The sequence below is a fragment of the Bartonella sp. AP331QHHD genome, from assembly GCF_042195905.1.
Classification (GTDB): Bacteria; Pseudomonadota; Alphaproteobacteria; order Rhizobiales; family Rhizobiaceae; genus Bartonella.
Window position 1 is genome coordinate 48,782 of record NZ_JBHIPG010000082.1, and the last position, 23,626, is coordinate 72,407.

The 23,626-nt window shown below is 35.9% G+C and carries 19 protein-coding genes, 4 tRNA genes and 1 pseudogene; 14 read left to right on the forward strand and 10 right to left on the reverse strand.

Annotation, left to right across the window (positions count from 1 at the left end; translation table 11 throughout):
- The first annotated feature begins 9 nt into the window (after window positions 1-9).
- The 5 genes and pseudogenes from ACFIMS_RS09125 to mazG all read left to right on the forward strand — a co-directional run bounded on the left by ACFIMS_RS09125 (window position 10) and on the right by mazG (window position 5,349).
- A complete protein-coding gene (locus tag ACFIMS_RS09125; RefSeq protein ID WP_375613070.1) occupies window positions 10-1,185 on the forward strand; it encodes a beta-ketoacyl-ACP synthase in 1,176 nt (391 codons plus the stop codon).
- A 15-nt stretch (window positions 1,186-1,200) separates the two neighbouring features.
- Entirely contained in the window at window positions 1,201-2,475 is a 1,275-nt protein-coding gene (locus tag ACFIMS_RS09130) for a beta-ketoacyl-ACP synthase (RefSeq protein ID WP_375696684.1), read from the forward strand.
- Between the two features lie 58 nt (window positions 2,476-2,533).
- Window positions 2,534-3,562, forward strand: coding sequence for a zinc-binding dehydrogenase (locus ACFIMS_RS09135; RefSeq protein ID WP_375637475.1), 1,029 nt, complete (start codon window positions 2,534-2,536; stop codon window positions 3,560-3,562).
- Window positions 3,563-3,568: 6 nt separating this feature from the next.
- Window positions 3,569-4,498, forward strand: coding sequence for a lipid A biosynthesis lauroyl acyltransferase (locus ACFIMS_RS09140; RefSeq protein ID WP_273791402.1), 930 nt, complete (start codon window positions 3,569-3,571; stop codon window positions 4,496-4,498).
- Between the two features lie 33 nt (window positions 4,499-4,531).
- A pseudogene (gene mazG / locus ACFIMS_RS09145) lies at window positions 4,532-5,349 on the forward strand (nucleoside triphosphate pyrophosphohydrolase).
- 70 nt (window positions 5,350-5,419) lie between these two features.
- Here the strand turns inward: mazG and ACFIMS_RS09150 are convergent.
- The gene (locus ACFIMS_RS09150; RefSeq protein WP_375681227.1) at window positions 5,420-5,785 is read right to left on the reverse strand and encodes an iron-sulfur cluster assembly accessory protein; all 366 of its coding nucleotides are present in this window, start codon (window positions 5,783-5,785) and stop codon (window positions 5,420-5,422) included.
- 606 nt (window positions 5,786-6,391) lie between these two features.
- Here ACFIMS_RS09150 and ACFIMS_RS09155 point away from each other — a divergent pair.
- Window positions 6,392-6,468: transfer RNA gene (locus tag ACFIMS_RS09155), tRNA-Pro, on the forward strand.
- A 251-nt stretch (window positions 6,469-6,719) separates the two neighbouring features.
- Here ACFIMS_RS09155 and ACFIMS_RS09160 read toward each other — a convergent pair.
- Complete coding sequence (locus ACFIMS_RS09160) at window positions 6,720-7,187, reverse strand: Hsp20 family protein (protein ID WP_375613075.1); 468 nt, start codon at window positions 7,185-7,187, stop codon at window positions 6,720-6,722.
- A gap of 258 nt (window positions 7,188-7,445) precedes the next feature.
- Here ACFIMS_RS09160 and ACFIMS_RS09165 point away from each other — a divergent pair, with 258 nt between their 5' ends.
- From ACFIMS_RS09165 to ACFIMS_RS09175, 3 genes are all read left to right on the forward strand, one after another.
- The gene (locus tag ACFIMS_RS09165; RefSeq protein WP_375629406.1) at window positions 7,446-8,363 is read left to right on the forward strand and encodes an alpha/beta hydrolase; all 918 of its coding nucleotides are present in this window, start codon (window positions 7,446-7,448) and stop codon (window positions 8,361-8,363) included.
- Between the two features lie 843 nt (window positions 8,364-9,206).
- Window positions 9,207-9,569 (forward strand): cell cycle two-component system response regulator CpdR, encoded by a 363-nt coding sequence (gene cpdR / locus ACFIMS_RS09170; protein ID WP_005773448.1) that lies wholly within the window; start codon window positions 9,207-9,209, stop codon window positions 9,567-9,569.
- Window positions 9,570-9,666: 97 nt separating this feature from the next.
- A tRNA-Val gene (locus tag ACFIMS_RS09175) sits at window positions 9,667-9,741 on the forward strand.
- A gap of 1,831 nt (window positions 9,742-11,572) precedes the next feature.
- On the opposite strand, the gene ACFIMS_RS09180 is transcribed toward ACFIMS_RS09175, so the two are convergent.
- The 5 genes from ACFIMS_RS09180 to ACFIMS_RS09200 all read right to left on the reverse strand — a co-directional run bounded on the left by ACFIMS_RS09180 (window position 11,573) and on the right by ACFIMS_RS09200 (window position 14,768).
- Window positions 11,573-11,649 (reverse strand) — tRNA-Arg (locus ACFIMS_RS09180).
- A 39-nt stretch (window positions 11,650-11,688) separates the two neighbouring features.
- Window positions 11,689-11,994 carry an ETC complex I subunit gene (locus ACFIMS_RS09185; RefSeq protein ID WP_375671875.1) on the reverse strand — a complete coding sequence of 102 codons (306 nt, stop codon included), beginning with the start codon at window positions 11,992-11,994 and terminating at the stop codon, window positions 11,689-11,691.
- An 89-nt stretch (window positions 11,995-12,083) separates the two neighbouring features.
- Window positions 12,084-12,160 (reverse strand) — tRNA-Pro (locus tag ACFIMS_RS09190).
- A gap of 710 nt (window positions 12,161-12,870) precedes the next feature.
- Window positions 12,871-13,560 (reverse strand): DnaA regulatory inactivator HdaA, encoded by a 690-nt coding sequence (hdaA, locus tag ACFIMS_RS09195; protein WP_375671874.1) that lies wholly within the window; start codon window positions 13,558-13,560, stop codon window positions 12,871-12,873.
- Window positions 13,557-14,768 carry an AI-2E family transporter gene (locus tag ACFIMS_RS09200; RefSeq protein ID WP_375630182.1) on the reverse strand — a complete coding sequence of 404 codons (1,212 nt, stop codon included), beginning with the start codon at window positions 14,766-14,768 and terminating at the stop codon, window positions 13,557-13,559. The genes hdaA and ACFIMS_RS09200 overlap by 4 nt, the downstream gene beginning before the upstream one ends.
- A gap of 158 nt (window positions 14,769-14,926) precedes the next feature.
- Between ACFIMS_RS09200 and purM the strand changes: the two genes are divergently transcribed.
- A complete protein-coding gene (gene purM, locus ACFIMS_RS09205; RefSeq protein ID WP_375613081.1) occupies window positions 14,927-16,036 on the forward strand; it encodes a phosphoribosylformylglycinamidine cyclo-ligase in 1,110 nt (369 codons plus the stop codon).
- Complete coding sequence (gene purN / locus ACFIMS_RS09210) at window positions 16,033-16,644, forward strand: phosphoribosylglycinamide formyltransferase (protein WP_375613082.1); 612 nt, start codon at window positions 16,033-16,035, stop codon at window positions 16,642-16,644. The genes purM and purN overlap by 4 nt, the downstream gene beginning before the upstream one ends.
- 281 nt (window positions 16,645-16,925) lie before the next feature.
- Here purN and ACFIMS_RS09215 read toward each other — a convergent pair whose 3' ends face one another.
- The gene (locus ACFIMS_RS09215) at window positions 16,926-19,460 is read right to left on the reverse strand and encodes a response regulator (protein WP_375674954.1); all 2,535 of its coding nucleotides are present in this window, start codon (window positions 19,458-19,460) and stop codon (window positions 16,926-16,928) included.
- Window positions 19,461-19,678: 218 nt separating this feature from the next.
- Between ACFIMS_RS09215 and ACFIMS_RS09220 the strand changes: the two genes are divergently transcribed.
- Complete coding sequence (locus tag ACFIMS_RS09220) at window positions 19,679-20,155, forward strand: hypothetical protein (protein ID WP_375611550.1); 477 nt, start codon at window positions 19,679-19,681, stop codon at window positions 20,153-20,155.
- 52 nt (window positions 20,156-20,207) lie between these two features.
- Here ACFIMS_RS09220 and dksA read toward each other — a convergent pair whose 3' ends face one another.
- Together dksA and ACFIMS_RS09230 are read right to left on the reverse strand one after the other, a co-directional pair.
- Complete coding sequence (gene dksA / locus ACFIMS_RS09225) at window positions 20,208-20,624, reverse strand: RNA polymerase-binding protein DksA (RefSeq protein ID WP_015856486.1); 417 nt, start codon at window positions 20,622-20,624, stop codon at window positions 20,208-20,210.
- Window positions 20,625-20,939: 315 nt separating this feature from the next.
- A complete protein-coding gene (locus tag ACFIMS_RS09230) occupies window positions 20,940-21,479 on the reverse strand; it encodes a flavin reductase (RefSeq protein WP_375611549.1) in 540 nt (179 codons plus the stop codon).
- A 146-nt stretch (window positions 21,480-21,625) separates the two neighbouring features.
- Between ACFIMS_RS09230 and rpe the strand changes: the two genes are divergently transcribed.
- Together rpe and purB are read left to right on the forward strand one after the other, a co-directional pair.
- Window positions 21,626-22,312 carry a ribulose-phosphate 3-epimerase gene (rpe, locus tag ACFIMS_RS09235; RefSeq protein WP_375627790.1) on the forward strand — a complete coding sequence of 229 codons (687 nt, stop codon included), beginning with the start codon at window positions 21,626-21,628 and terminating at the stop codon, window positions 22,310-22,312.
- Window positions 22,312-23,619 (forward strand): adenylosuccinate lyase, encoded by a 1,308-nt coding sequence (purB, locus tag ACFIMS_RS09240; protein WP_375613148.1) that lies wholly within the window; start codon window positions 22,312-22,314, stop codon window positions 23,617-23,619. Before rpe ends, purB begins: the two co-directional genes overlap by 1 nt.
- Window positions 23,620-23,626 lie beyond the last annotated feature (7 nt).

The window sequence follows — 23,626 nt, forward strand, 5'->3', positions numbered from 1 at the left end:
TTTTTCGCCATGCATGATCAATCTGTATTCATCACTGGTATAGGTCTCATAAGCTCTCTGGGGGAAGGAACTGATCAACATTGGAATCTCTTAAATGATCCAATCCGTACACCAAACCTAGATTATACAACTTTTTCACCTTACACGGTTCATAAATTGCCCGAAATTGATTGGAGTTTACAAATTCCTAAAAAAAGTGATCAACGGCAAATGGGAACATGGCAGCGTCTTGGTACCTATGCGGCTGGTCTTGCTCTTGATGATGCCGGCATGAAAAATAATGAACAACTCACTTCAACAATGGATATGATCGTAGCGGCAAGTGGGGGAGAACGTGATATTACTGTTGATACACAGATTCTTTCTAAAGCGCGCGCTGTTGCCGATCATGCTTCTATGTTAAATGTTGCTCTTTCAACTGAACTTCGTCCAACATTATTTTTGGCACAACTTTCAAACCTTTTGGCAGGAAACATTTCAATTGTTCATAAAGTCACTGGATCATCTCGTACATTTATGGGAGAAGAAGGCAGTGGTCTTTCTGCACTTCAAATTGCTGTAGCTCGTATTAAATCAGGTCAAAGTACCCATGCTCTTGTAGGAAGTTCCTATAATGCACAAAGTTATGATATGTTGTTGGCGCATGAGCTTGGTGGTCTTTTAACCCATAATGGATGGAGCCCCGTGTGGGATCGTGGAATCTATCCAGGCGGCGGTGTCATAGCAGGTTCTGGTGGGATCTTCCTAGTTATTGAAAGTGGAGAACATGCCAAAAAACGCAACGCACGTGCTTATGCTGAAATTAGCCAAATTATTACAGACCAAACAGATAGAACCAAAATTCCACTTAGAGATTCAATTGCAACAATGTTAAAAACTGCGGGCGCTAAATCTGCCTTAGCCATTTCAGCAGCCTCAGGAGCTCACGAAGCAACAAAAGCAGAACAAAATGCTCTTGATAATGCTGATCTATCTTACCGTGGCATTACAACATTATTTGGTTATATGCGGGAAGCACAATTTCCTCTAGCTCTAGCTCTTGCAGCACTTTCAATTGAAAAAAAACGCGGTTTTCCAGCGTTAAGTCCTCATGAAAAACCTTTTTCTAAAGAAGTACGTGAAATATTTGTTACAACGATTGGTATAAAAAGAGCTGAAGGTATTGTGCGTCTTACTGCTGTTTGAAGGGGAATTTCTATAGTGAAATATCATGATCATTTTGGGCGTCCACTTGTAGCAATAACTGGTGCAGGCATTGTCACATCACTGGGACAAGGGAAACATGAAAATTGGCAAAAATTAACAAGCGGTGTAAGTGGTATCCACAAAATAACACGTTTTCCCGTTGAGGGATTAAATACATATATTGCTGGAACAATTGATTTTCTTAAAGAAAGTACACTTGGTGCTTCAGCTCTCTCTGAGAAGCTTGCACATCTTTCTGCTGAAGAAGCTTTAGAACAAGCTGCTATTGATAAAAAAAACTTTAATGGACCACTCTTTCTAGCTGCTCCTCCTGTTGAACTTGAATGGAAAGCACGTTTTAGTCTTGATCAAGAGGAAGAATTCAATAATGAGCCTTCTTATGCACATCTTCTTAAAGTCTGTAAGGATAAACTCCATGAGACGCTTTTTGAAGCCACACAATTTGGTGCAATTGCAGAAAAACTTCAAAAAACATTTGGCACAAAAGGACTTCCTGTTACACTTTCCACTGCCTGTGCATCTGGTGCAACAGCAATTCAATTAGGTGTTGAGTCTATTAGACGGGGAGAAACAAATCGAGCTCTCATAATTGCGACAGATGGATCAGTTTCAGCAGAATCTCTCATCCGTTTTTCGTTACTATCTGCTCTTTCAACTCAGAATGAGCCTCCAGAAAAAGCAGCAAAACCCTTTAGCCGTGATCGAGATGGTTTTGTTATGGCAGAAGGCTCAGGCGCTCTTGTTCTTGAATCTCTTCAAAGCGCATTAAACCGTAATGCTACAGTTTTAGGAATTTTAGCTGGCTGTGGAGAAACCGCCGATGACTTTCACCGTACACGTTCAAAACCCGATGCATCACCAGCAATTGAATCCGTTCGTAAAGCTTTAGACGATGCAAAAATAACCATCAATGAAATTGACTATATTAATGCCCACGGAACTTCAACACCTGAAAATGAGAAAATGGAATATCTTGCATTATCAACAGTATTCGGTGATCTTTTAAAGCATATTCCAGTCTCTTCTAATAAATCAATGATTGGACATACATTAACTGCTGCTGGTGCAATAGAAGCGGTTTTTTCGCTTTTAACCATTCAATCGGGGATACTTCCACCGACAATAAATTATGATAATCCTGACCCTGCGATCCCTTTAGATGTTGTTCCTCATCATAGCCGTAAGGCCTGTGTCAATGCGGTTTTGTCAAACTCATTTGGATTTGGTGGTCAAAATATGAGTCTTGTTATCACTGCATATAAAGGATAATCCTTTAATAATAAAATTTTATAACGCTAACCTAATAATATATTTAAGGGGGATGATAATGCGTGCACTGCAACTCTTCGATGATCGTCGGCTTGAAATCACCAATATTTCCCCGCCATCTTCACCTAGTATAGGTGAAGTAACTGTGCGGATAAAAGCCGTTGCTCTTAATCATATTGATGTATGGGGATGGCGTGGCATGGCTTTTGCGAAAAGAAAAATGCCACTCATCATTGGTGCAGAAGCCTCTGGTGAGGTTATACAAATAGGAGATGGTGTTGAACATCTCCAACTTGGACAGATTGTCTCAATTTATGGTGCACAAACCTGCGGAGTATGCCAAGCTTGTCATGAAGGACGGGATAATCTTTGCAGTCAGGTAAAGGGAGTCTACGGTTTTCATCTTGATGGATTTGCGTGTGAGCTTGTCAATTTGCCAGCACGTTTATTGGTTCCATCACCACCCCAATGTGATGAATTGCAAGCAGCAGTTGCTCCAATTACTTTTGGTACCGTAGAACATATGCTTTTCGATAACGCAAAACTACAAGCAGGAGAAACAATCCTGATACAGGCTGGTGGCTCAGGTATTGGTTCTGCAGCCATTCAACTTGCAAAACACATGGGCTGTACAGTTATCACAACTGTAGGTTCAGATGAAAAAATTGCAAAAGCGCACTCTCTTGGGGCAGATCATGTGATTAATTATCGTAAAGATCGTTTTGAAGGTGTAGTGCGTAAATTAACCCAAAAAAAAGGTGTTGATGTTGTTTTTGAGCATGTTGGTGTCGATACATGGAACGGTTCTCTGTTATGTATGAAAAAAGGAGCACGCTTAGTGACTTGCGGTTCTACCTCTGGTGTTTCAGCACCAATAAATCTCATGCAATTATTCCAGCAACAGCTCAAGATATTCGGTTCATTTGGCTGCCGTATGGAAAATATGAAAAATGCCATGCAAAAAATGGCACAAAAAGCCGTACACCCTGTCATTGATACAATTGTTGGGCTGGATGAAATTGATACAGCTTTAAAACGAATGGAGAGTCGTGATGTTTTTGGTAAAATTATCCTTAAAATCGATTAAATCATGATGAAGCTTTCTCTTAAAAATCTCATATATCGTATTAAAATTATAGCTAAAAAAATATCCTACTTGTTATGGGCATATCTACTCTTTGGTTCTTTATTTATTCTAAAATGTTTTCCAGCCAAAATGGGAATTTCTTTTTTTGCTTGGTTAGCAAAAAAAATTGGTCCCCTTGTACATCGTCATCAAATCACACTTGCAAACCTTAGGAGTGCATATCCAGAAAAAACAGAGCAAGAACTCCGTGCGATTGCAATAGAAATGTGGGAAAATATAGGACGTTTCCTAGCTGAATATATTTTTCTTGATAAAATTTTTGATTTTGATCCTCATGCAGACGAGCCAGGTTTCATTGAGGTTAAAGGCATTGAAATATTTGAGCGATTAAAAAATGAAAAAAAACCACATATTTTTTTCACCGCACATACTGGCAATTTTGAACTTCTGCCTATTTGTGCACAAAGTTTTGATCTTAATGTTACGGTATTATTTAGACCACCCAATAATCCCTATGTTGCCAAACGAATCCTTAAAGCACGACAAACTTCTATGGGACACCTTGTTCCCTCCAAGGCCGGAGCAGCATGGGCATTAGCAGCCAAATTAGAAGAAGGTGAAAATGTTGGTATGCTCGTTGATCAAAAATTTCGCCGCGGTATCATGGGAACATTTTTTAACAGACCTCTTAAAACAAACCCCTTAATTATAAAACTTGCTCGACAATATGACTGTGATATTTATCCAGCACGTTGTATTCGTTTGCCTAGTGGACGTCATCGTTTAGAGTTATATGAACATGTAGAACTTCCACGTGATGAAAAAAATGATATCGATATAGCTGCTTCTACGCAAAAATTAAATGATATTGTTGAATCTTGGGTCCGTGAATATCCTGGACAATGGATGTGGTTACATAGACGTTGGGACATCTAACATAAGCTCTATTGCTTACAAAGGAAGTGCAAAATGTTAGCCTCAAAAGATATCAAAGATCTCACTGCAATTATCACTGCATTACGAAACTCTGATAATGGTTGTATCTGGCATAAAAAACAAACTTTTGAATCCCTCATACCCTATATGCTCGAAGAAGTTTACGAAGTCATCGATGCCATTGAACGAAAGAATCGAAAGGATCTCTGTGAAGAACTTGGGGATCTTCTTTTACAAGTTGTCTATCATGCTACCATAGCACAAGAAGAAGGCAGCTTTACTTTTGAAGATGTTGTTTATGCAATCACAGAAAAAATGATTCGACGCCATCCTCATGTTTTTGGAAATACCGAGCAAAAAAAACGAGGATTTATAAAAGAGGAGTGGGAATATATAAAAAAAAGAGAACAGGTTGAACAAAAAAGAATGTGCGAAGAAAAAAACAACAATTCCTCCACAAGCATACTCGCAAAAGTAAAACAAATCCAGCCAGCAAACCAAGAGGCACTTGCTTTACAAGAAGCAGCAGCTAAAGTAGGTTTTGATTGGCAAAAAAGTGATAAAGTTTTTGAAAAAATAGAAGAAGAACTCGAAGAGCTCAAAGAAGCCATCAAAAATAAACAAAACTCAGAGATAGAAGCAGAGTTTGGAGATCTCTACTTTATACTCCTTAACCTCGCGCGCCACTTAGCGATTGATTCACAAAAAGCATTAAAAAAAAAACGAATATAAAATTTCGAAATCGTTTCGCCTATATTGAAGAAAAGCTATCCACTCAATCTAAAACACTCACTGACACATCCTTGAATGAAATGGAAGCACTTTGGAAGCAAGCTAAAAATGAACAATAAAAAATAGTAGATTTCTTCTACCTAAAAGAACAAGCCCCTCTAAAATTACTAAATTATAATTTAGCTCAGCTCAATTTGTTTTATATTGATCCTGCATAGCAGGACGAAGTTCCACCGATTCGCCACACCCGCATGCTGAAACTTGATTAGGATTTTTAAAGATAAAACCAGACCGCAGCGTTGTCACTTCATAATCCATCTGCGTCCCTAATAAAAATAATACCGCATCATGTGCTACAAAAACACGGGCACCATTCACTTCAACAACATCCGCATCTATCCCCTTTTCTTTGACAAGAGTAATTGTATACTCCATCCCTGCACAACCACCTTTTTTGATACCAACAAGAATACCCTGTGCATCTTTTGCATCCATAATCGCTTTAACACGATCCACTGCTGCTTGCGTCAAATTTATTACCGAAAAACGGCTCATAGTTTACTCTTTTCTTAGTTCAATAGACACTTTGAAAGTTTTTCCTCTATAATATTTTATCTGATATTTTAGAAAAAAAACAACAAAACATAAATTAAAGCATTCTGATCTTGTTTATTTGGATAAAAATACATACCCGTAAAATGAGATTTGTGATTATACAATCCAGAACTTACAATTTTTTATCCATATAAAATGAAAATACCTCGTCTATAAAACTCTAAAAAACGAAAACTTTTCAAAACCATATATTCACTCCTCTTCTTTTGAAAATCTTTATCTTTTTAGAAAAGTAACGATTAGGTAAGAAAAAAATATACCTTCAGCACTCATTTGCTCCAATTCATACCTTCTACACCAATCTTACCCCCCTCCTCACAATCTCAAAAGTAATTAAATGCATACATCTATTAACTATAGAGCTAAAAATTTAATGATCACAAAGAATTTTACAAATTCGTTATTTATCTTGAATTAACAACAAAATATTGATGTCCAAAATTTTTACTTTCAAAAGCTCTAAGTGCAAGAGCATTTTAGATTTTATTCTGTTTATTTTTTCTCTTGCCTTTAAAGAAACAGTCATTTAATCGTTTTACACGAACTCGGAGCGTAGCGCAGCTTGGTAGCGCACTTGACTGGGGGTCAAGGGGTCGTGGGTTCAAATCCCGCCGCTCCGACCATTTTTAAAATGCTATAAATAAGCTTACTTAAAAAGTGAATCATTATGCATTTCAATTGCACACACATGAACTTTTTCTTCAACGTAGAATAATGTGCAATGATATTTTATCATAAATTCGAGATAAGCTTTTTTATTAAAATGCGCTTCGTTCTTAGGAAAACACATACGAAACGCGAGACCTTTTGCCTCGCGTTTTTTATTTTTCAGAAAAATTTATAATTATCCGATCTCATATTTTCTAAATTTTCTTTACACGATAACGTCGCTGTTATCATTTTTTGTAATGGATGGTGACATCTGTACGGTTATCTTTTTGGGTTTTAATTCAGCTGGCATTTCCCTTTTAAGCTGAATATGAAGAAGCCCATCTCCAAGTTCTGCCCCAATAACCTTAACATGATCAGCCAAATGAAAACGCCGTTCAAAAGCACGAGAAGCAATACCTCGATAAAGGAATTCTCGCTCTTCATCATCATTTTTAGACTTTCTGTCTCCCTTAACGATCAGCTGGTTACAATGCGTTTCAATATCAATTTCATCTTGAGAAAAACCAGCAACAGCCATAGAAATTCTATAAGAATCTTCAGTTAAACGCTCGATATTATAAGGGGGATAAGAAGAAACTTCGTCTGGTTGTGTTCTAGAATCAAACCAGTTAAAAAGATGATCAAAACCTACTGTGGAACGATAAAATGGTGAAAAATCTACTTGACGCATAATATTGCCCTCCTCTAGAGCGACTATAATTTATAACTAATTCACAAAGTTCCCACATGGCAAACTTACTTGTGAACCTGCGGCCCCATCATGGCAACCGCACTATATTATCTAGTAATCGTTTTTCTTTATTTCAACTCTTTGGGACCTAAATTGATAAAAACTATCTAAAAAGCAATATACCCCTTTTTAAATCCTTTTTCTTCATTACATAAATGTCAAAGCACTAAGCAGCAAATACACTGTAAAGGATTTCAATTGGAAACACCTCTTTATCCCATAGACTGGGGGGCCACTCCTCTTAATGTCCATCATGGTACTCTTAAAATAGCAATAGATCATGAAATTCGTTTTGCTATAACATATCCTGAGGTGGAAAAATCTAAGGGAACAATTGTTATTCTCAAAAGCTACGCAAATGCTTTAGAAAAATATTTTTTATTAATAAATGAAATTTCTAAACGCGGTTTTCATACAGCAATATTTGACTGGTTTGATCAAGAAAAAACATCCCTCAAGATAAGAAAACAAAACAGACATCATTATTTTGATATAAATAACGATATTAATGACTTATATAAATTTCTTAAAAATATTGTTTATCCTAATTGTCCGCCACCTTACTCTATGCTTGCCTACGGCATAGGTGGATTGATAGCACTTAGCGGATTAGATCTCATTAATCATCAGTTTAATAGATTGCTCTGTGTTTCTCCCCTTTTTGCTCCATTCGGCAATAAAACAAATGGTTTTCAACATAAATTAACACAATTTCTTTCTGATATAGGTCTTGGCTTTATACCAGCGAAAGATGGTAAAAAATTAAACAAAACAAAACAAAAAAATATACAATTGGGACACATACATAAAGTGCCGCTCTCTTCCATTAAGCCCCCAACATCCCAATGGATAGCATCAGTATTTAATGCGATTGATTCTGTGAAGAGAAATGTACTTCATGGAGATTTACGAATCCCAACACTCTTTATTCTTGCCAATCAAAATAATATTGCAAACAACATTGAAGTGCAGCAATTATGCCAACACACACGTCTGACAGAAAGTATTACTATTACAGGCGCTGAACTGGATACAATTATGGTTAACGAAGATTATAAAAAGCAATTTTGGGCTGCATTTGATGCATTTATTCCCGATAATGTATCTGTAAAATAACACTAAACCTTAATTTCCGCTCCGCCCTATCAAAAAAGAAATTTTCTACGAGCATTGGATCTACAAACACTTTTTAATATAATGGATTTTACTTTCCAACCACTCATATGATTCGTTTTCTAGCCTCTACAGACAAGCCATGACCTAAATATTCACCACGCATTCTAATAAAAAAACTAATATACAAAGTATATCATTACATTAAACAATATTATTTTATATCATAAAAAATAACTTAATAAAAAACTATTTATATAAATAAAAATAATAAATCTATCTTAATATAACATGATACATATTTATAAATAAAGCATCAAAATACTATTTTTGATCTGTTATTAAGTGATAATTTAATATTATATCTAGGAAAACAATATTTTTCATCTATTTAAGGAAAAAAACTGGAAATAAAGCGCATTTATAATATTTATTACAAATCTCTATAAAAACAAATAACTATAAAATTTCTATTTCTTAGGAGAACTTTTTAAAAACAATAAATTAACATAATATTCTTTTAATTTCTCGATATAGGAAGTCCCTACAATAACGGTTTTCATAAGTTTTTTAATGGAATTCTGATAATAATCAGTAACTTTAAAAGAAAAGATAGTAATGAATCATCTTAGTAGTTTTAGAGAACCCCTTCTTTTTTCAAAATCACATATATTTCGAATTTAACCAACTCACAACGAATATGCTGTATTTTGAATCAGAATGTAAGAATTAACCATTTTGCCATTCATTTCAATTATGAGCATTTTACCATCTTTTTTATAAATACTCTATATTGTATAATTGATGCGGCAAAACTCTGACAAATGGAGCCATTGGAATATAATCATGAAACGAATCCTGCTCGCAGAAGATGATAACGATATGCGTCGCTTTCTCGTAAAAGCCCTAGAACGTGCAGGCTACGAAGTCGCCGATTTCGATAATGGTATTAGCGCATATGAACGTTTACAAGAAGAGCCATTTTCCCTTCTCCTGACTGATATTGTGATGCCAGAGATGGATGGAATCGAACTCGCACGACGTGCTACTGAGATTGACCCTGATTTACGAGTAATGTTCATTACGGGTTTTGCAGCGGTAGCACTCAATTCAAATAGTGATGCCCCTCCTGATGCAAAGGTTCTCTCTAAGCCATTTCACTTACGTGAACTCGTCAATGAGGTTGAAAAGATCCTTATCGCTGCTTAAAAAGTATTTTTTAAAGTTATTTGCATCTGTTGAAAGAGAAAATAAAATTAGGCATTGACGTTTGGCATTCTATATGGTGTATGCAACATCAATGAATGGGCGTGTAGCTCAGCGGGAGAGCACTACGTTGACATCGTAGGGGTCACAGGTTCAATCCCTGTCACGCCCACCATTCAACTTTATAGTATAAATAAATTATTGAATTCTTCCAAGGTACGGGATGCGTAAATAAAGATTCGGAAATAAGATTTTGCAATATGCCTCTACAAAGGGCATACTTTACGGAGTGTTTCTAATATTTTTTACGTTCTGATAGCGCCTCTTAGGGGAAGCCATCTAAAAGTATCACAAACGTAATAACAGCCTCATTTTGCAACAGATTAGAAGTTTGATTTTAAAATTCTTTCCACAAGCATAGGCTTCCGTTCTAAAAAATATTGTTTGTTTCCTGATCTATCCCCTGTTTTTCTTAATTCTTTCATGTCTATTGGTATACAACTTGTTGTCCAAACAGTTAGATATAACCACAGTCACTTCGATAGATATAAAACACTTAACCTTAGAGCTGTATTTTGAGTTTACCAATTACAGATTATAATAAAATATTAAAAAGAGTAAAAAACACGATAAAAGCAATTTTTTTCATTCTAAAAATACATTTGATTTATAATCATGTTTTATTGTTTGCCATGTTGAATGAGAAATCCGAATATCGTAATGTTTTCTCATTTCAAACCTATTTATATTGAATTAAACAAAACCGTCTCTCTTACACGTCATAAGAGGAATTAATATTAAGTAAAAATTGTATAAAAAAGCACAAAAATGCCGATAAATGCCTCAAGTGCTGAGATCTATTGCAACATCGGAGGCTGACAAATAGGCAAAGTGTATGATAATGTCAGCTTATTTCTTCATAAGTGTAAAGATGATGGAGCTCAATGGATTTATCATTGTACCATTCACGAGCGCCAGCGTGAAGTGAGCTCTAAGAGATATCTCTTAAAACAAAGCCTGTAAAATGGCATTCTCCTCACACTGTATTCCTATTGAAATAATGATCACCTTGAACCGTGTGAGTTTAGATCTTCAAAGCTCATCTGCATAACATTTTAATGTGATTGTTATCCAATATTAAAATACTTCTAACATGATGTACAAACTATAAAGAAATAAGAAAAAACATTTGAAAATGTAAATATGAAATCTAAAAATTTAACTCTAAGATACAATCTATCTTCATTCATATAAATACACAGTATACATTCTTAAACCTATAAGACTAAGAAAACCTAAACATTGATGAAACCTATAACCCTACCTGAGAAACAGTGACAATCATGTTAAATCAAATTGTCCGCAAGTGTCTCTCATTGAAAAAAACAATATCTTATCTGGACGGCACATATAACATCTTTTTATACGAAAAAACTATAAAGAAGTAATTCGTTATGAATCACAGCTTCCAAGACAAGAAGATATTTTCCACCTCTTGTGCCATCTGTAAATTCTCATCATAAACAGTTCTAAATCGAATCCATCATGCCTTGTATCTAATCAAAATCGATCTTACCAAAGATCATGCTAAAAAACGTAATAATATTATTCATAAAAAATAAAAAAATCACAATAGATGTTTTTTGGCAATTTCACCAGCACTAGCAGCAATGCTTAAATCTAATCTAAGAAATAAAATATTCATTTTCAGAAAGATGAAAAGAAGCTCATAAAAAAGAGTTTTTGTAATCTGTTTCCTAAAGCATGTGATATAGTAGCAACACGCGGCAAGAATATGCAATGCTAAAGTTTCAGCAATCAAAAGCAATTTTTACTGAAAAAAGAGAAAACAGCATCATTTTATACTAAAACAGTCAACAGAAAACGTGTAGCAGCAAAATAAACCAAAAAACATCAAAAAGGTTCGGGATTATACAGAAAAATAAGCTAATAGAATAAAAGGAAAACTCTCTAACTTTTTATAGCCTATAAATATCATTTAAACATGGTGATCCCGACAGGATTCGAACCTGTGACCCACGGCTTAGAAGGCCGTTGCTCTATCCAGCTGAGCTACGGGACCCAACTGATTATTTTCTCAATTCAAAATAGCATCTTCAATTCAATGTGTCCAAGAATGCTGCCGATCACTGCGAAAATTATCAGAATAAGAAATAGCACGTCGAATCGATGTATGTTTCTTTTCTACACGGTAAGAGATAGCATTCTTACGTGCAAAAGCAATCGCTTCTTCCTTCCTATTAAATCGAATCTTTACCTGATTATTCATATCAGACGTTGCCGTGTAGCCCATAAGAGGTTCAAGCATTTTTGCTTTCATTGGCTCATACTCTAGAATCCAAAAAACTGTATTCCCCTTACCTGACTGCATAGCTGTCTTAGCAGGACTATAAATACGTGCGATCATGCCTTTTTCCTTCAGATTACACAACGCTTGGATGATAGTTTCTCACCACACGTACCCAATTGGGTCATTCTCACACACTCAATCAAATATGGTCGGAGCGATAGGATTCGAACCTACGACCCCCTGATCCCAAATCAGGTGCGCTACCAGGCTGCGCTACGCTCCGCCATTTACATTTACTTGATGCACATTTCCTAAAATTTTCACAACAGAAGTGCAAGAGAAAAACACACTTTTTTTTAATTTTGTTGCATTTCTTTACAAAAAAGCACATTTTTTAATTTTTCCCCCTACTCAATAACAAATTTATTGACAAATAGTAGAAAATAACTTCCGTAAGAAAATCCAATCTATATTAAAAAATAACGAATTTCTCTATAAGGACTTCATAATTTTTATCCTGTTTTAAGCAAGCTCTCATTGTATCAAAACACATTCCACAGATACAATTTTAGAAAAAATGACTTAAATATCATAGAAAAACTTTCCCAAAGAGAACATAAGCCAAAAAATTCAGCTGTATTAAGCTTTTTTCCCCTCTTTTTCTATCTTCCCAAAGACTCTTTTATTAAAAATTCTAGAATCTTCTACAATCCAAACCCATAAACAACAAACATTTTTTCAAAGCACAAAGGTTTTATTATAAATAAAATAAAGCGCTCTTTTTAGAAAAATTTTCAAATGCGAAGATGGTAAGAATTCAACATCATACAATAAAATCTCAAAGCTATTTAAAATAAAAACACGATAAGAGTAAAAAATATTATTTTTTACTCTTATATAGATATCCAAAAAGAAGAAAATTTAAATGACTTGTCTTCCACATATTGAAACGATAATAGAAGGACAGAATAATTAAGCCATGATAAGGAGTATTTACGGATTTCTTCTATTTAAAACTTCAGCAATAACAGCACGTGTTATTTTTCTTTTTCTTTGTAATGCCAACTGATCAACAGAATCAACAACACGCTTCAATGAAAATAAAGAACGTTCACAACGGCTTACAAGATAATAAACCGTATCTGGATGTACAATAAGTTGCCTATCTGAAAAAAGCTTAAATGCAACAGCTGTTAACAATGCATCATCAGGCTGATTAATTTCAACGAACATCACCGAATTAAGACGACTTTTTAGATCATTTAACATTAAATTCCAAGCGGAAGGAAGTGTTTGTGCCGTCATCAATAAAGTAGCCTGTCGTGCATCAAGATTTGCTTGCTTAATACTGTTAATTAAATGAAAAAGTTCTGTCTCATTGATTTCACCTGTATCAATATCCTCTATTAAAAATGATCTGCCTAAAGAAGCCATAGTAACAGCCTGATCAAGTTCATTGTGCTGAATCCTGAAAGCATCTGCTTTTTGGAGCCATATATTAGAAAAATGCGTTTTTCCAGATCCTTCTTTACCAACCAAAACTGCAATAGGTAAGCTCCAATTGGGCCAGTGATCAATAAGCTGAAAAGCCATACGATTGCTTTCCGTTACCACTAAATCCTCAAATTGAAAAATCGGATCATAAGGAAAATTTAAAGATAATTGCGTTTCACGCCCATTCATTTTAGCGGCTCCGAATTTCCGCTTCGCGAATACATCTGAGAACTCAGATAAGTATGAAGAGCAAAACGAACTAAAACGCCAACAGCCGCTGCCGCAGGAACAGCAACAAGCATACCAGTAAAACCAAAGAGTGAAGAAAAAGCAAAAAGTGAAAACATCAACCATACGGGATGTAATCCCACTGATGAACCTACAAGCTTGGGTTGAAGAATATAACCTTCAATAAATTGACCAATTAAAAAAAGTGCCATCACAACAATGATTCCCCCCCAATTATTGGGATAAAACTGGACCCATGCAATACCAACAGAAAGGACCAAACCACTCATTGTGCCGATATAAGGAACAAAGCTAATAAGACCAATAAACATACCAATCAAAAGACTAAAATTGAGTCCTGCAATCGTTAAACCAATAGCATAATAGCCTCCCAATATGAGACAAACTGTTCCTTGTCCACGAACAAAGCCTGCAATAGCTCTATCCATTTCATGAAAAATACTACGAACGGTTTCCAGATGATCCCGCGGTATTAACGAATCGATTGCTGTTACCATACGTGGCCAATCTAATAACATATAAAATGCCACCACAGGTGCCACAACAAATAGGCTAACGATATTAACGATTGATTTTCCTGACTTTAAAAGTGAATTCAAAAGAGACGTAATAAAATCCGAACCTTCTCCCAAAAATCCTTTAATATTATTCCGTAATTCATTTGGATCACTTCCAAAATAGCGCCTTAACCAATCAAAATCATGCTCAACAAAAAAGGTTTGAATACGATTAATGTAAACAGGTAAACCATCACTCATAAATTGCTGTATTTGCCAACTAATAACAGGAATCAAAATAATTAAAGCAGCAACAAAGGTAATAACAATAAATAGGGTGATAAGGACAGTCCCAAACACACGACGAATACCAAATTTTTCAAGTAATTGAACAATGGGATTGAGAAAATAAGCCAACACAATCCCTGCCACAAAAGGAAGCAAAATTGATCCAAAAACAAACATAAAAAGAATGAAAAAAATCAGCGTACCAAGCCAAAAAAAGATTTGTCTTTTCATATTATTCGGCAAAGGTAATTGAGTATACGCTGGCACATAAGTCTTATAACGATCACGAGATGTATTCTCACTCACTTTCTTTCTCATAAGCTGCCAAGAGGACTGTCCGTGATTATCTGATATCTTGCTCATAAAATATCCTAAAAAATTCTTCACAAAAAATTATAAACAACTTCAAAATAAGGTACAAGAAAAGTTGCTTATTTTCTTATCAATATCTCTTGCAGAGAGAACTCTATCATGGCATTGCATAATATCAAAACCTGATTTTCCATTAAAGGAAGGCTCCAATGAGCAATCAAGATCTTACAAATAATAAATCCAAGGCTGGGGATAAATCCAAAGCTGGTCTTACCTACGCAAAAGCCGGTGTAAACATCGATATGGGTAATGCCATGGTAGAAAAAATTAAACCCTTTATACGCGCAACAAAACGAGCCGGAACAGATGCAGAAATTGGCGGTTTTGGTGGACTTTTTGATTTAAAAGCAGCAGGCTTTACGGATCCTATCCTAGTAGCAGCCAATGATGGTGTGGGAACAAAATTAAAAATTGCCATTGAAGTAGGTCACCATAACACTGTAGGTATTGATCTTGTAGCTATGTGTGTCAATGATTTACTCGTACAAGGGGCTGAACCTCTCTTTTTTCTGGATTATTTTGCAACTGGAAAGCTTGACCCTGAACAAGGAGCTGCGATTGTTTCCGGTATTGCAGAAGGATGTAAACAAGCCGGTGCTGCCCTTATTGGAGGAGAAACTGCAGAAATGCCAGGAATGTATGCAGAGGGAGATTATGATCTAGCTGGTTTTGCTGTTGGAGCATGCGAACGTAGCAAGCTACTCCCTTCAAAAGATTTGACAGAAGGTGATATTATATTAGGTCTAAGCGCCTCTGGAATTCATTCCAATGGCTTTTCGCTTGTTCGACGAATCATCCAGCAAAATTATCTCAAATGGAATGACCCTGCCCCTTTTTCCCCCGAAAGCAGCCTTGGTATAGCACTTCTTACACCAACACGCATTTATGTAAAATCGCTTCTTCCCATCATGCGAAAATATGAAGGGATTAAAGCTCTTGCTCATATTACGGGTGGAGGTTTTCCTGAAAATATTCCACGTGTCCTTCCATCCTCTCTCTGCGCTGAAATTAATCTTTCTAGCATCAATGTTCCAGCAGTATTTTCATGGATTGCCAAACAAGGTAAAATAGAAGAAACAGAAATGTTAAGAACATTTAATTGTGGTATTGGCATGATCATTATCGTAGCACAGCATGCAGCTGAAACAATTACACAAGCTCTTGAAAGAAAAGGAGAGACTGTAACTCCCCTTGGCATTTTAACAAAATGCCAAGATCAAAATAAAGGAATACTTTATAAAGGGGTACTGCATTTATGAAAAAACAAATCGTCGTTTTCATTTCTGGTAATGGATCCAATATGGTCGCCCTTGCTCAAGCTAGCCAACAAACGGCATATCCTGCTGAAATCGTCGCGGTTATTTGCGATAATCCGCGTGCCAACGGTATTGAAAAAGCGCAAAACCATAACTTACCTATTCATATTGTTGATCGTAAAATTTACAAAACAAAAGAAGAGCATGAAGAAAATATTTTTACAATTTTAAATCAATATAAACCGGATTTTCTCTGCTTTGCAGGGTATATGCGCCTTATCTCACCACGTTTTGTAAAACTTTATGAAGGACGAATTCTAAATATTCATCCTTCTCTTTTGCCTTCATTTAAAGGCTTAAACACACATGAAAAAGCTTTACAAGCAGGTGTAAAAATCACGGGTTGCACTGTTCACCTTGTTACAGAAGACATGGATGCAGGAAAAATCCTTGCCCAAGCAGCCGTTCCAGTCTATCCCCATGATACTGCTGAGTGCTTAGCACAAAGAGTTCTTAAAGCAGAGCATAAACTCTATCCCGAAGCCTTAAAAGCATTTATTGAAGGGAAGAGCAAAATGGTCGATACGCAACAACAGCTTTTATCTTTTTGAGTGTATCAACAATCTATTAATCAGCATATTTCAATGCTTTACACATAGTTTTTGCTCAGTATCTACAATTGAAAATCTCTATGAAATATTGACATAATAGAGTCCATCTCTTCATAAATTTTTGCACAAAATATGTAATTTTTTGAATTTTAGTTCATTTTTAAAATTTTTCTTCTTTATTCAATTCTATGACATTATCATAAACTCTATTTATCAAAATACTCTCGTATTTCGCCTAAAAAATCTTAAAATACGCAATTTTCTATTGCATAAATTTTTGTTTATGACGAAAGTGTTTCTTTAACTGTTACAGCTAACTGTTTGAGTGTAAAAGGCTTAGATAAAAAACCAAAAACAGCATCTTGTGGAAGATTTTTAGCAAAGGCATCTTTTGCATATCCAGAAACGAAAAGAAATTTGATATCAGGATAGTTTTTACGGACTTCCTTCAATAAAGTGGGCCCATCCATTTCTGGCATCACCACATCGGAAACAATAATATCAACTTCTCCTTTTTGTTCCTCAAGAATAGAGAGTGCTTCCACCCCACTTGCTGCCTCTAAAACCGTATATCCTCTCATTTGAAGAGCTCTTACCCCCCCCATTCTGACCGCATCTTCATCTTCAACCAATAAAACAGTCGCAGATCCTGTTAAGTCTATATTTTTATCTTTCTCTTCATCTTTTTCAATCTTTTGAGAAATTTCTCCTTTTATATTGGGGATATAACGGGGAAGAAAAATATGAAATGTTGCTCCTTCACCTTCTTTACTTTCACAATAAATGTACCCACCGCTCTGCTTGATAATTCCATAAACCATTGATAAACCAAGTCCTGTTCCTTTTCCAACTTCTTTTGTTGTAAAAAATGGCTCAAACATTTTTTCTTGTATAGCAGCAGATATACCAGCCCCTGTATCTGAAATAGTCAATTGCACATACTCGCCAATTGCTAATCCAAGATGATTAAATTCAGCACTTTGTTGCTTTGTAATATTATTTGTCGCAATCGTAACAATACCTCCATCTAACATGGCATCACGCGCATTAATAACCAAATTCATAATAACACGCTGAAAAGATGCTTGATCAACTTCAACGCTCCACAAATCTCTTCCATGGATAATTTTTAACTGAATATTATTCCCCAAAAGTGGTAAAATAAGATTGCGGATATCTGATAAAAATTCAGTAAAATCGACTTCTTCAGGTCGAAGTGTTTGCTTTCTAGAAAAAGCTAATAATTGCTGGACAAGAGCAGCTGCACGATTAGCATTATTTTTAATATTGATCAGATCAGCATGAGCAGGATCAGAACTACGATGCGTATTTAAAAGAAGATCACACGACATTAAAATTGCTGTTAAAACATTATTAAAATCATGAGCAATGCCGCCAGCCAATTGTCCTACAGCTTGCATCTTCTGACTTTGCATCATTTTATCTTCAAGAGTTTTTTGTTCGGTTGTTTCAATCACAGAGATAATAAGCAAATCTTGCAATGCATCACCGTGATAGGGCGGTACAGACATAATATGGAGCCGTAAATGGCATTCTTCATTTTTTTCTAAAACAGTTTCTAGAGAAACAAAATAATTTTTATTTGTCGCAATTCTCTGAAAAGAACGCTCTAACTGCACACAATCACGACGAGAAATAACATCATAAAAATTGACAGCTTTGTCCATACATCCCGTGAGTGATGAAAAAGCTTTATTCATATGAACCAATTGCCCTGCATGATCCACCACGGCTATTGCAAAAGGACTCGCATCAAAATATTCTCCTAGTATACTGGGTAATTTTAATTGATCATCTTCTTCTTTTTGTATTTGTTGTGGAATGATCACAACACGATAAATGGCTTCCTCTTCTAAGAGAGAAGAAACAGATATAAGACAATGGAATATTTTCTCACAAGTCGTGTGTGAATTTAAACATAACGAAAACCTATAAGGTAAAGAGTAACCTGAACTTTGATATCTGTTGGTTTGTAAACAGATATCACTCCATGAGCTCTTAGCGCCAACGCTATCAAATAACGAATCAAAATTATATTGACCAATTGAGAAATTCGCTAAATCAATTGAAAACCATTCGGCAAAAGTCGCATTGGCATAAAGAATAGTTCCTTGTCTATTAACGGATACAAAACCAATAGAAGCTTGATCCAAGTGATTGATAGCCTCTTGAAGGTTCGAGAAAAAAACTTCTCGCGTTTGTTGTAAGTGCGAAATATCAGTAATACGCCAAAATAAAAGCTTTTTTTTCTGTTTTGTGATAGGTTGAACGGAAATATTATACCAAACAGATTTTTTTGGTGTAGAATCGGTAAAAATTGGTTGTTCTACTCTCAATTCCTCTTGCGCTGCAAGATTATTACAGGCTGCAACCTTTAAGCGGTACGAGAGTGCACCAGCTCCTGGAAGATCCGCAATAACCCTATAACAAGACACTTCAGGCTTATAGGTCAGAATTTTTCGATAGTTTTGATTAGAATAATAAACAAAACCAGAAAGATCAGAGATTACAATTGCATCATCGCTCCTATTAAAGATGCTAAAATCAAAATCTTCATGCGACCACACATGATATCTTAAAATTCCCATTCCACACAAAACGAGTGTTGCAACACCGATCATTGCTAGAATCAAAAAAGATATTGATATCGCCTGTTGCAAATAGTTTTGTGGATAAAAAAAACCTAAAATACCCACAATGAAAAGAAAACCTAATACAAAAACAACACCAAAAATCACAACTCTCCGATGAAACGAAGACGCTGATCTTTCATTATTCTCAAAATCTTTATCCATCTCTCTTTGCCTTAGCTTATAGCTATTTCTTATGTCACAAAACTTCCTTTATATTCGTTGTTATGTTGTTATAAAGTATATACTATGATATTATCTAAGATAAGCTCGCTTAATATTCAAAAGTTTATTTCTTACATTATAAGTGAACCTTTTGAGGGTATGTTTATAAATTTATCTCAATAAAAAATAATATTTCCATCCAAAATGGGAGAAAATCTATGTATATCTGGTTATCAGAGCAGATAGGTGTATCTGCTGCAAACATAACGATAAGCTTTTTGCTTTTTATAATAACAATCGCAGCTATTACCGTAATTATCGTGTTTTTACGTCGCTTAAGTACAGGAAGATACAGCATTAATAGAAAAAAAAGTCTATCACGATTAGCATTATGTGAAGTAATTTCTATAGATCGAGCACGCCGCCTTGTTTTAGTCCGTTGCGATAATAAAGAACATTTGCTCCTTATTGGCGGATTAACAGATGTGGTTGTAGAATCCGATATTACTGGTACATCAAAAATACAAAAAAGAGAAACACACACACATCTAAATTCCGCCCCTCCAGAAAGAAACGATGTATCGGATAAAAGTCCCTCTCCTTTTACGAATCAAGCGGTAAAAGATTCAGCCATCACCGCCGAAATTGAGGGGCGGCAAGAACCATCTTTATTCATTCCTACCCCTCAAAAATAAAAATATACAATTTCATCACCACGAATTTCGTTTGTTTATCATCTCAATAACCTTAATCATCGCGATAAACTCTTTCACGTCGTTCGTGACGTTCTTGCGCTTCCAATGACAAAACGGCTATCGGCCGAGCCTCAAGACGCTTGATACTAATGGGTTCGCCGGTTTCTTCACAAAAACCGTATGTCCCATTATCAATGCGCTCTAAAGCAGCATCTATTTTTGAAATAAGTTTCCTCTGACGATCACGAGCACGTAATTCGATTGTACGATCAGTTTCACAAGAAGCCCGATCAGTCAAATCGGGCTGACCAACATTCTCTTCCTGCAAATTTTCCAAAGTCTCACGAGCTTCTTTTAATATATCATTCTTCCAAGAAACCAATTTAGCACGAAAATACGCCTTTTGCCGCTCATTCATAAAAGGCTCATCTTCACTAGGGCGATATTGACCATCAATCTCTTCGCTCATGCAATAAAAAACCTCCACATATGCTATGTGCGGTCTATATATTGTGCAATACCCATCAACACAAGAGTAAAATGTTTTTTCATAACAATCGACGAATATATCTAAATGCACTGTTTAGGTTTGATCGCTTTTTTATGTAGATTGAATTCTTGATCAAATCTCATCCAGAATCATTTTTTTCGCTTATTGAAAAACTTTAAAAAGAAGGAAATCTAATATCAGATATCAGAGCCATCCCTCCCCTACTCTCTACATTGTTTAAAATCTAAATGAAGCAACAATAAATCATTTCATCAATGCAAAAAAATAAAATCTTTATAAAGGCAAAGTGTGATATTCACGTTTCAAATACATCAAAGCATCTTTTTCTTTATTACAGTTGATTGCAACAACCTCACCAATCAAAACACAATGGGTTGCGTGTTCGTGCCAACAAATCAAACGACAATCAAACGACGCTAGAGCGTCTGAAAGACTAGGCGCCCCCGTTTGCAAAGCTCCCCATTGAGCAACATCAAAACGCTCATTTTGTGTAGAATTGCAACGCCTCGAAAAAACATCCGCTAATGAGCGATGTTTTCCTGCCAAGCTATTAACACAAAAATTTCCATTCTCCATAAACACCTGATTCTTTAAATTATGGCGCATGAGACAAACAAGAAGGGTTGGAGGATCATCAGATAAAGAACAACACGCCGAAACAGTCACCCCACGTCTTCCCTTAATACCATTTGTTGTCACAATATGCACAGCTCCTGCAAAAAGACTCATGGCATCTCGATATTCTTGAGAAGAAACCGCAATAGTATGTTTATGTTGAAGTTCAGGCATCAAATATGTTTTATGATTCGACATATCTTTCACTTATAAAGCTTTAAAATTTCAAGCAATCTTTCCATAAAAAGACCTATAATACATATTTTTTCTTTTCCGTCATAACACAAAAAATATTTGTGTATACACAGCGATATGATAAAAACTGCCAATCTAAGGAGATTTTAATGCCTCATTTTCATCTCATTTCGCCTTCTCTCTTGGCTTCTGATTTTTCTAAACTTGGACAAGAAATGTTAGATGTTGTTGATGCTGGTGCAGATTGGCTTCATCTTGATATTATGGATGGGCACTTTGTTCCTAACATCACCTTTGGTCCTGAAATCGTCAAAGCTCTGCGCCCATTAACAAAAGCAATATTTGATGTCCACCTGATGATCGCACCAGTAGACCCTTATTTAGAAGCTTTTGCAAAAGCAGGTTCAGATATTATAACTATTCATGCTGAAGCAGGTCCACATCTTCATCGTTCATTACAAACAATCAAAAAAATGGGGAAAAAAGCAGGAATCGCACTCAATCCAAGCACCCCTGAACATGTACTTGAATATTTGCTTGATCAATTAGATCTCATTCTCATCATGACGGTCAATCCCGGTTTTGGTGGACAAAGTTTTATTCCAGAAATAAAAAATAAAATTAAGCGCGTTAAAAGCATGATTGCAAACCGCCCTATTGATCTTGAAGTTGATGGTGGTATCACCGTTGATACAATTGGGATAGCTGCAAAAGCTGGTGCAAATGTATTTGTCGCAGGCTCTGCAATTTATAAAGATGGAAATAAAGAGCTTTACAAAACACGTATTAGTGCATTGCGCCAAGCCGCAATCCTCTCACAACAAGGAAAAAAATGATGATCGCACGTTATTCCCGCCCTGCAATGGTAACAATTTGGTCTCCCGAAACAAAATATCGTATTTGGTTTGAAATTGAAGCCCATGCCTGTGATGCCCTTGCTCACTTAGGGATTATTCCGAAAGAAGCCGCCAAAGTCATTTGGGAAAAAGGGGCAGCAGCTAAATTTGATGTCAATCGCATTGATGAAATTGAAGCAATTACCAAACATGATGTTATCGCATTTCTAACCCACCTAGCTGAATTCATTGGACCAGAGGCACGTTTTATCCACCAAGGCATGACATCATCTGATGTTCTCGATACAACGCTGAACATTCAATTGATGCGTGCGAGTGATATTTTGCTAGAGGATATAGATCAACTTCTTGAAGCATTAAAAAGACGTGCTTTTGAGCATAAAGAGACAATCACCATTGGGCGGAGTCATGGCATTCATGCTGAACCGACAACATTTGGAATCAAGTTTGCTCTTGCATACGCTGAATTTTCCCGTTGTCGCAAACGTCTTCTTGCTGCACGAGAAGAAATTTCTACTTGCGCGATTTCAGGAGCTGTAGGAACTTTTGCTAATATCGATCCACGCGTTGAAGAACATGTAGCAAAAGCCTTGAAGATGCGTACTGAACCGGTTTCCACCCAAGTAATACCAAGAGATCGTCATGCTATGTTTTTTGCAACACTTGGTGTTATTGCTTCCTCTATTGAAAGGCTAGCAATAGAAATACGCCACTTACAACGAACAGAAGTTCTTGAAGCAGAGGAACATTTCTCACCTGGGCAAAAAGGTTCATCGGCAATGCCTCATAAACGTAATCCAGTTTTAACAGAAAATTTAACTGGATTAGCCCGTATGGTACGTGCATTTGCACTCCCAGCCATGGAAAATGTAGCTCTTTGGCATGAACGTGATATTTCCCATTCATCTGTTGAGCGTTATATTGCTCCAGATGCGACGATTACACTTGATTTTGCTCTTTCTCGCCTCACATCTGTCATTGAAAATCTCATTGTCTATCCAGAAAATATGCAAAAAAATCTCAATAAATTCCGCGGTCTTGTTCACTCACAACGGGTTCTTTTAGCACTCACACAAGCAGGGATTAGTCGTGAAGATTCTTATCGGATTGTACAACGAAATGCGATGAAAGTTTGGGAACAAGGAAAAGATTTTTTAGAAGAACTCCTCAACGACAAAGATGTTACCAAAGCTTTAAGTGAAGAAGAACTTCGCGAAAAATTTGATCTTTCTTACCACACCAAACATATCAATACGATTTTTAAACGTGTTTTTGAAGAACAATAAAGCGACA

Coding starts and splice junctions, on each gene's coding strand:
- ACFIMS_RS09125 (WP_375613070.1), top strand. CDS start 10: ATGCATGATCAATCTGTATTCATCACTGGTATAGGTCTCATAAGCTCT.
- ACFIMS_RS09135 (WP_375637475.1), top strand. CDS start 2,534: ATGCGTGCACTGCAACTCTTCGATGATCGTCGGCTTGAAATCACCAAT.
- ACFIMS_RS09140 (WP_273791402.1), top strand. CDS start 3,569: ATGAAGCTTTCTCTTAAAAATCTCATATATCGTATTAAAATTATAGCT.
- ACFIMS_RS09150 (WP_375681227.1), bottom strand. CDS start 5,785: ATGAGCCGTTTTTCGGTAATAAATTTGACGCAAGCAGCAGTGGATCGT.
- ACFIMS_RS09160 (WP_375613075.1), bottom strand. CDS start 7,187: ATGCGTCAAGTAGATTTTTCACCATTTTATCGTTCCACAGTAGGTTTT.
- cpdR (WP_005773448.1), top strand. CDS start 9,207: ATGAAACGAATCCTGCTCGCAGAAGATGATAACGATATGCGTCGCTTT.
- ACFIMS_RS09185 (WP_375671875.1), bottom strand. CDS start 11,994: ATGATCGCACGTATTTATAGTCCTGCTAAGACAGCTATGCAGTCAGGT.
- hdaA (WP_375671874.1), bottom strand. CDS start 13,560: ATGAATGGGCGTGAAACGCAATTATCTTTAAATTTTCCTTATGATCCG.
- ACFIMS_RS09200 (WP_375630182.1), bottom strand. CDS start 14,768: ATGAGCAAGATATCAGATAATCACGGACAGTCCTCTTGGCAGCTTATG.
- purM (WP_375613081.1), top strand. CDS start 14,927: ATGAGCAATCAAGATCTTACAAATAATAAATCCAAGGCTGGGGATAAA.
- purN (WP_375613082.1), top strand. CDS start 16,033: ATGAAAAAACAAATCGTCGTTTTCATTTCTGGTAATGGATCCAATATG.
- ACFIMS_RS09215 (WP_375674954.1), bottom strand. CDS start 19,460: ATGGATAAAGATTTTGAGAATAATGAAAGATCAGCGTCTTCGTTTCAT.
- ACFIMS_RS09220 (WP_375611550.1), top strand. CDS start 19,679: ATGTATATCTGGTTATCAGAGCAGATAGGTGTATCTGCTGCAAACATA.
- dksA (WP_015856486.1), bottom strand. CDS start 20,624: ATGAGCGAAGAGATTGATGGTCAATATCGCCCTAGTGAAGATGAGCCT.
- ACFIMS_RS09230 (WP_375611549.1), bottom strand. CDS start 21,479: ATGTCGAATCATAAAACATATTTGATGCCTGAACTTCAACATAAACAT.
- rpe (WP_375627790.1), top strand. CDS start 21,626: ATGCCTCATTTTCATCTCATTTCGCCTTCTCTCTTGGCTTCTGATTTT.
- purB (WP_375613148.1), top strand. CDS start 22,312: ATGATCGCACGTTATTCCCGCCCTGCAATGGTAACAATTTGGTCTCCC.